This is a genomic window from Streptomyces hilarionis, from assembly GCF_024539675.1.
Lineage (GTDB): Bacteria > Actinomycetota > Actinomycetes > Streptomycetales > Streptomycetaceae > Streptomyces > Streptomyces hilarionis.
Genome location: NZ_JAHHIT010000040.1, coordinates 119,345 through 126,600, shown reverse-complemented (window position 1 = coordinate 126,600; position 7,256 = coordinate 119,345). Strand labels below are relative to the sequence as shown.

Sequence of the window (7,256 nt, the reverse complement as noted above, 5' to 3'; positions counted from 1 at the left end):
AGCCCGCCCCCCGAGTTCCCCCCGCGGGCGGAAGGGCCGTTCACCTACCCCGCCACGAGCGCCGTCACGAGCGCCGCCACGAGTTCTTCCGCGACGGTTCCGACGATGGGTGGGGTCACCGACCGGCTGACGCCGGACCGCCAACGCGCTCTGGAGGCGGAGGCGTTGCCGACTTTCTTGGACCAGCCGGTGGCGGGAAGATCGGCGGTCTCGAAGTTCCGGGTGCACAGGGGCCGCCGGACCTCCATGGAGACGTCCCAGATCCACTTGCTGGCCCACGACCTGACCCGCGCGACGAACCCGGCGGAACGCGCGGCCGAACTCCGGCACAAGGCCGAGGAACGCTTGGCCCAGACCCGCCACGAGGGCCTCCTGTCGCTCCTCCGAGAGCCCCTGTCCTACGCCGCCCAGAACATCGTCCTGGAACACCTCCCGCCCGCCGTCCAGACAGAGGAGTCGGCCCGTGACCTCCTCGAGCGCCTTCTGGCGGTCGACTTCCGGATCACAGCACCCCCCGCCACACCGGACCCGTACCTGACCGACCTCCACAACCGGCGCACCGCCCGCCTGGTCCGCTGGTTCTTCAGCTGGCTCGTCGAACCCCGGACGACGAAGCCCCAGAGTCCCCGGCTCACCAAATACCTCAGCTCGATCGCCTCCTCCGGCGACGAGGCCGACCACCGCATCCTGCAGGAACTCCTGATCGACGCGGAGGAGGACCGGATCCCGGCGTTGCCGAAGGAGACGTGGCTGGCGATCACCCGGGCGCTGTACGAGAAGGCGCACCCGCAGGCGGACACGGGTCTGCCCCCGACGGACATCGGGCGCAGACCTGGCAGGAACCACTGAGCGACGAGTTCTCGCCCGCACCTCATGCGCGCGGGCAGAACCTCAGGCCGGACGCCCTTCGCCACGGACTCAAGGGGGGGCTGCGCCGCACATGATGCGTAGCATGCGCACGCATGAAACCGCAGGTCAAGAGCCCTTCGCGGTCGGCTCCAGAATCGCCACGCACTCCACGTGATGCGTCATGGGAAACAGGTCGAAGGCCCGCAGTGTCCGCACCCGGTATCCGCCGTCGCGGAAGTAGCCCAGGTCACGGGCCAGTGCGGCCGGGTCGCAGGCCACGTACGCGATCTTGCGGGCGCCCAGCGAGGACAGGTGCTCCACCGTCTTCTTGCCCGCCCCCGCGCGCGGCGGGTCCAGGACGATGAGGTCGACCTCGGTGATCCCGGTGCGCGGCAGGACGGTCTCGACCTTGCCCTGCTCGATCCGGACCCGGTCGAAGCCCGCGAGGTTGTGCCGGGCGTCCTCGACGGCGCGCTTGCCCGACTCGATGCCGAGCACCGCGCCCTTGTCGCCGAGGCGGTCGGCGAGCGCTCCGGCGAAGAGGCCGACGCCGCAGTACAGGTCGAGCGCCATGTCGCCCTTGCGCGGCAGCAGGCCCTGCATGACGGCCTTGACGAGGGTGTCGGCGGCCTGCGGGTGGACCTGCCAGAAGCCGCCGCTGCCGACGCGGTAGGTCCGGCCGTCGGCGCGCTCGCGGACGAAGGCGCGGCCGTGGACGCGGTGGATGCCGCCGTCGTGCTCCTCGACGCGCATGACGGAGACGGGCCGGTCGAGCTCGACGAGGGGCAGGCGGGCGCCGGGGCGCGGTTCGAGGATCACCATGCGGTCCTGGGAGCCCGTCGCGGCGATGGCGTCGACGGACTCCATCCCCGACCAGTCGCGCTGCTCGATGCCCAGCTCGCTGACGCCCTCCGCGGCGATCATGCAGTGCTCGATCGGCTCGACCTCGTGCGAGCGGTGGCGTCGCAGACCGGCGTTGCCGTCGGCGTCCACCGCGTACTGCACGCGGGTGCGCCACTGCGGGACCTGTCCGGCGGGCAGCTTGTCGCCCTCGGCCGGCATCACGGTGCCGTCCCAGCCCGCCTCCTCGGGCGTGAGGCCCGCGAGCCGCTGAAGCTGCTCGGCGATCACCTCGCCCTTGAGGCGGCGCTGCGCGCCCGGCTTGGCGTGCTGCCAGTCGCAGCCGCCGCAGCGGCCGGGGCCGGCGTAGGGGCAGGGGGCCTCGACGCGGTCCTTGGACGGCTCCAGGACGCGTACGGCGTCCGCCCGCAGGAAGCGCGCGCCCTCCTCGCCGTCGGTCACCCGTGCCACGACCCGCTCGCCGGGCAGCGTGTGCCGGACGAACAGCACCTGGCCGGCCTCGGTGCGGGCGATGCAGTGGCCGCCGTGGGCGACGGGGCCGACCTCGACCTCGTACTCCTCGCCGACGAGGGACGCCGCCTGCGACTTCTTCGGTTCTGCCTGCATGGCGGGGGGACTCCACAACGTCGAACGAGGAACGGCCGGACAACAGCCCACCAGTCTACGTGGCTGTCGTCCGGCCGTTCACCACGCGCCGGTGCGCGCGGCGGGGGTCAGCGCTCGTCGTGCGGCCCGGGTGCGCCCGTGGCGCCGCCGGGACCCGGGGCGGACCCCGTCGCGGAGCCGGAGGGCTCCTTGGGGCGTCCCACCTGCGCGGGGCCGCGCCGCACGGAACCCGGCGCGTTCCACTCCTGCCGCTTGCGCGCCCGCTTCCTCGCCGCCTCGGAGGACTGGAGCTGGTAGGGGACGGACGTGACCATGACGCCCGGTGTGAACAGCAGCCGGCCCTTGAGCCGCAGCGCGCTCTGGTTGTGCAGCAGGTGCTCGTACCAGTGGCCCACCACGTACTCGGGGATGATCACCGACACCGCGTCGCGCGGCGATTCCCGGCGCAGGCTCTTGACGTACTCGATGACCGGTCGCGTGACCTCGCGGTACGGCGAGTCGAGCACCTTCAGCGGCACGTCGATCCCGCGCCGCTCCCACTCCGCGCGCAGTGCCTTCGTCTCGGCCGGGTCGACGTTGACGGTGAGCGCCTCCAGGGTGTCGGAGCGCATCAGCTTGGCGTAGGCGAGGGCGCGCAGCGTCGGGCGGTGGATCTTGGAGATCAGCAGCACCGAGTGGACGCGGGAGGGGCGGACGCTGTCGTCGCTGGGGCCCTCGGGGGCGGCGATCTCGGCGGCGACGCCGTCGTAGTGGCGGCGGATCGCGGTCATCGTCCCGTAGAAAATCACCATGCCGAGCAGGGCGACCCAGGCGCCGTGCGTGAACTTGGTGAGCAGGACGACGACGAGCACCAGGCCGGTGAAGAAGGCGCCGAAGGTGTTGATCGCACGCGAGCGGACCATGTGGCGGCGCTTGGCCTGGTCGGTCTCGGTGGCCAGGAGGCGGTTCCAGTGGCGCACCATGCCGGTCTGGCTGAGGGTGAACGACACGAACACGCCGACGATGTACAGCTGGATCAGCCGGGTGGAGTCGGCGCCGTAGATGACGACCAGCAGCATGGCCGTCCCCGCGAGCAGCACGATGCCGTTCGAGAAGGCGAGGCGGTCACCTCGGGTGTGCAGCTGGCGGGGCAGGTAACGGTCCTGGGCGAGGATCGAGCCGAGCACGGGGAAGCCGTTGTAGGCCGTGTTGGCCGCCAGGAACAGCACGAGGGCGGTGGCGGCGGCGAGCACGACGAAGAAGAAGCTGCCCTTGCCGAAGACGGCCTCGGCGACCTGGGTGATCACCGGGTTCTGCACGTAGTCGGCGCCGACGCCGACCCCGTTCTTCAGCAGGTCGGTCGCCGGGTTCTCGGCCATGCGGACGTCGGTGGTCAGGGCCAGCGCGATGATCCCGCAGAACATGGTGACGGCCAGCAGGCCCATCGCGGCGAGGGTGGTCGCCGCGTTCTTCGACTTGGGCTTGCGGAACGCGGGCACGCCGTTGGAGATCGCCTCGACGCCGGTGAGCGCGGCACAGCCGGAGGAGAAGGCGCGCAGCAGCAGGAAGACCAGTGCGAATCCGGCCAGGCCCTGGTGCTCGGCCTTGATCGTGTACTGGGCCGTCGGCGCGCGCATCTCGTCGCCGAGGACCAGCCCGCGGAAGGCCCCCCAGGCGATCATGATGAAGACGCCCGCGACGAACACGTAGGTGGGGATCGCGAAGAGCTTGCCGGACTCCTTGACGCCGCGCAGGTTCATCAGCGTCAGCAGCACGATGACGGCGACGGCGCAGGCCACCTTGTGCTCGACGACGAAGGGGATCGCGGAGCCGAGGTTCTCGATGCCGGAGGAGATGGAGACGGCGACGGTGAGGACGTAGTCGACGAGCAGCGCGCTCGCCACCGTCAGGCCGGCCTTGGGGCCGAGGTTGGTGGTGGCGACCTCGTAGTCGCCGCCGCCGCTGGGGTAGGCGTGGACGTTCTGTCGGTAGGAGGCGACCACCGTGAACATCAGCACGACGACCGCGACGGCGATCCACGGGCTGAAGTGGTAGGCCGACACGCCCGCGATGGACAGGACCAGCAGCACCTCCCCGGGCGCATAGGCCACGGAGGACAGCGGGTCGGAAGCGAAAACGGGTAGGGCGATGCGCTTCGACAGGAGCGTTTCTCCCAGTCGATCACTGCGCAGTGCACGCCCGATCAGAATCCGTTTGGGCACGTCGGTCAGTTTGGACACAACAGAGGATCGTAGGCCTTCGAACACGGGACCGCCCACCCTCCCCCGGGCTCAGCCGGGTGACGGGCCGCCGCGTCTGCCTCCCGAGTGAAATCGGCCGGGCCCGGGTTGCGGATTCCGCAGCCTCGCCGATCGTCATGGCTATATGACAATCCCCCGCCCGCTGACGCCCTTCGGAGGGTCCATGCACACGACCGCGGAGATCATCGGCGCCGTCGGCACCCTCGTCGGCCTCGGAATCCTTACCTTCCTCAGCGTCTGGAGCATCAGCCGGCGTTAGGGCGGGCCCGGATCGGGCGAACCACGCGCCGAGCGTGCACAGGGGTGCCCTGCGAGGACCGCGCCTGTGTAGCTTGGGCGGCGGTCTGAGACCCTGTTCAAGGCCGAGCGCCATGGCCAGGCCGGAAAACTTATGGACTTCTTTACTTCTTGACCTCGGAAGGACGGTCGTGCACATCGTCATCATGGGCTGCGGCAGAGTGGGTTCCGCTCTCGCGCAGACCCTGGAGCAACAGGGGCACACGGTCGCCGTGATCGACCAGGACCCCACCGCCTTCCGACGACTCGGCTCCGGTTTCGGCGGCCGTCGTGTCACCGGCGTCGGCTTCGACCAGGACACCCTGCGTGAGGCGGGGATCGAGGAGGCCGGCGCGTTCGCCGCCGTCTCCAGCGGTGACAACTCCAACATCATCGCCGCCCGCGTCGCCCGCGAGATGTTCGGCATCGAGAACGTCGCCGCCCGCATCTACGACCCGCGCCGCGCCGAGGTCTACCAGCGTCTGGGCATCCCCACCGTGGCCACCGTGCGCTGGACGGCCGACCAGATGCTGCGCCGGCTGCTGCCCTCGGGCGCGGAGCCGCTGTGGCGCGACCCCACCGGCGGCGTCCAGCTCGCCGAGGTGCACACCGCCGCGTCCTGGGTCGGCCACAAGATCAGCAAGTTGCAGGAGGAGACGGGCGTCCGTGTGGCGTTCCTGACCCGCCTCGGCGAGGCCATCCTGCCCACCTCGCAGACGGTCCTCCAGGAGGGGGACCTGGTGCACGTGATGCTGCGCACCGACGAGGTCGAGAAGGTCGAGGCCTCGTTCGCCGAGGGTCCCAAGGAGGACGGTCACCGATGAGGGTCGCCATTGCCGGAGCCGGCGCCGTCGGCCGCTCGATCGCCGGCGAACTGCTGGAGAACGGCCACGAGGTCCTCCTCGTCGACAAGGCGCCGACGGCCATCTCGGTCGAGCGCGTCCCCCAGGCGGAGTGGCTGCTGGCCGACGCCTGCGAGATCACCTCCCTGGACGAGGCCGCGCTCCAGCGCTGCAACGTGGTGATCGCGGCCACCGGTGACGACAAGGTCAACCTGGTCGTCTCGCTGCTGGCCAAGACGGAGTACGGCGTCCCGCGCGTCGTCGCCCGCGTCAACAACCCGAAGAACGAGTGGCTCTTCAACGAGTCGTGGGGCGTGGACGTGGCCGTGTCGACCCCGCGTCTGATGTCCGCCCTGGTCGAGGAGGCGGTGAGCGTCGGCGACCTGGTCCGGCTGCTGCGCTTCAGCCACGGCGACGCCAACCTGGTCGAGCTGACCCTGCCCGAGGAGTCGGCCCTGGCCGGCACCCAGGTCGGCGACGTGGAGTGGCCGGAGGACACCTCCCTGGTCACGATCATCCGCGGCACCCGGGTGCTGACCCCGACCCGCGAGGACTCGCTGGAGCCCGGCGACGAACTGCTCTTCGTGGCCGCCCAGGCCAGGGAGGAGCAGCTGGAGGACCTGCTGTCGGTCCGCAAGGACGACACCGGCCGCTGAGCCCGAGGCCGAGCCCGAGGCCGACGACGAGGAGGGGGCGCCCCGGAAATCTCCGGACGCCCCCTGCCAGCACGTCCGGCGGGTGAGAACGAGGCCCGTTCAGGGCCGACGGGGGGTCTTGGGGGCGCAGTCCCCCGGGACGGTCACCCCGACACCGGGAGCTAGCCCTCCCGACGGTGCCGCCCACCGGCCTCCGACGCCTCACCCTCCGGAGCAGCGGCAGCGGCGGCCTTCTCCTCCGCCTCCATCTCCGCGAACACGTCGATCGGCGCGGGCGCCTTCGCCAGGAAGACCCAGGTCAGCCAGACGGCGAGCAGGAACGGCGGGATCTTCAGGGCCACCAGCACCCAGCCCAGCTGCGCGGTGTTCGCCCACCAGTAGAGCGGGAAGAGGATCGCGCACTTGGCGAGCAGGATCAGCCCCCACGCCCAACTTGCCTTGGCATAGGCCTTCTTGCGCCCCGGGTTGCGGGTCCGCCAGGAGAGGTTCTCCTTGAAGACCGGGCCCAGGATCAGACCGATCAGGGGGACCCCGCACAGTGTCGTGACGATGTAGGCGAGCGCCAGGCCCAGCGTGTAGAGCATGCCCGGCAGGTAGAAGGCCTTGGCGTTGCCGGTCATCATCGCGAAGACGACGCCGAACGCGACGCCGAAGACCCCGCTGAACGCGTGCTTGACGGTGTCCTTCATCGCCAGGCGGACCACGACGAGGACCAGCGACACCGCGAGCGCGGCGATCGCGGACATGTGCAGGTCCTTGTTGATCGTGAAGATCGTGACGAAGACCAGGCCGGGCACCACCGTCTCGACCATTCCGCGGACCCCGCCGAACGCCTCGAACAGCGCGGCCTCGGTCACCGCCCGGGCGTCGGCCGCGGCCGTGTCCTCCGCGGTCGTGTCTTCGGTCGGCTTGTCGAGCGACGTCAC

The 7,256-nt window shown here is 70.7% G+C and carries 6 protein-coding genes; 3 read left to right on the top strand and 3 right to left on the bottom strand.

Going from position 1 to position 7,256, the window contains the following annotated elements; genetic code table 11:
• On the top strand, nucleotides 1-849 hold an 849-nt coding region (locus KMS84_RS08740), incomplete at its 5' end, for a hypothetical protein (RefSeq protein ID WP_256915518.1).
• A gap of 126 nt (nucleotides 850-975) precedes the next feature.
• Here KMS84_RS08740 and KMS84_RS08735 read toward each other — a convergent pair.
• Nucleotides 976-2,316 carry a class I SAM-dependent RNA methyltransferase gene (locus KMS84_RS08735; RefSeq protein ID WP_256915517.1) on the bottom strand — a complete coding sequence of 447 codons (1,341 nt, stop codon included), beginning with the start codon at nucleotides 2,314-2,316 and terminating at the stop codon, nucleotides 976-978.
• Nucleotides 2,317-2,423: 107 nt separating this feature from the next.
• Nucleotides 2,424-4,535, bottom strand: coding sequence for an APC family permease (locus KMS84_RS08730; protein ID WP_256915516.1), 2,112 nt, complete (start codon nucleotides 4,533-4,535; stop codon nucleotides 2,424-2,426).
• 449 nt (nucleotides 4,536-4,984) lie between these two features.
• Between KMS84_RS08730 and KMS84_RS08725 the strand changes: the two genes are divergently transcribed.
• Both KMS84_RS08725 and KMS84_RS08720 read left to right on the top strand, forming a co-directional pair.
• Entirely contained in the window at nucleotides 4,985-5,656 is a 672-nt protein-coding gene (locus tag KMS84_RS08725; protein ID WP_256915515.1) for a potassium channel family protein, read from the top strand.
• Complete coding sequence (locus KMS84_RS08720; protein ID WP_189927669.1) at nucleotides 5,653-6,330, top strand: potassium channel family protein; 678 nt, start codon at nucleotides 5,653-5,655, stop codon at nucleotides 6,328-6,330. The genes KMS84_RS08725 and KMS84_RS08720 overlap by 4 nt, the downstream gene beginning before the upstream one ends.
• A 161-nt stretch (nucleotides 6,331-6,491) precedes the next feature.
• Here KMS84_RS08720 and KMS84_RS08715 read toward each other — a convergent pair whose 3' ends face one another.
• Nucleotides 6,492-7,256, bottom strand: a complete 765-nt coding sequence (locus KMS84_RS08715) for a DUF3159 domain-containing protein (RefSeq protein WP_256915514.1) — start codon at nucleotides 7,254-7,256, stop codon at nucleotides 6,492-6,494.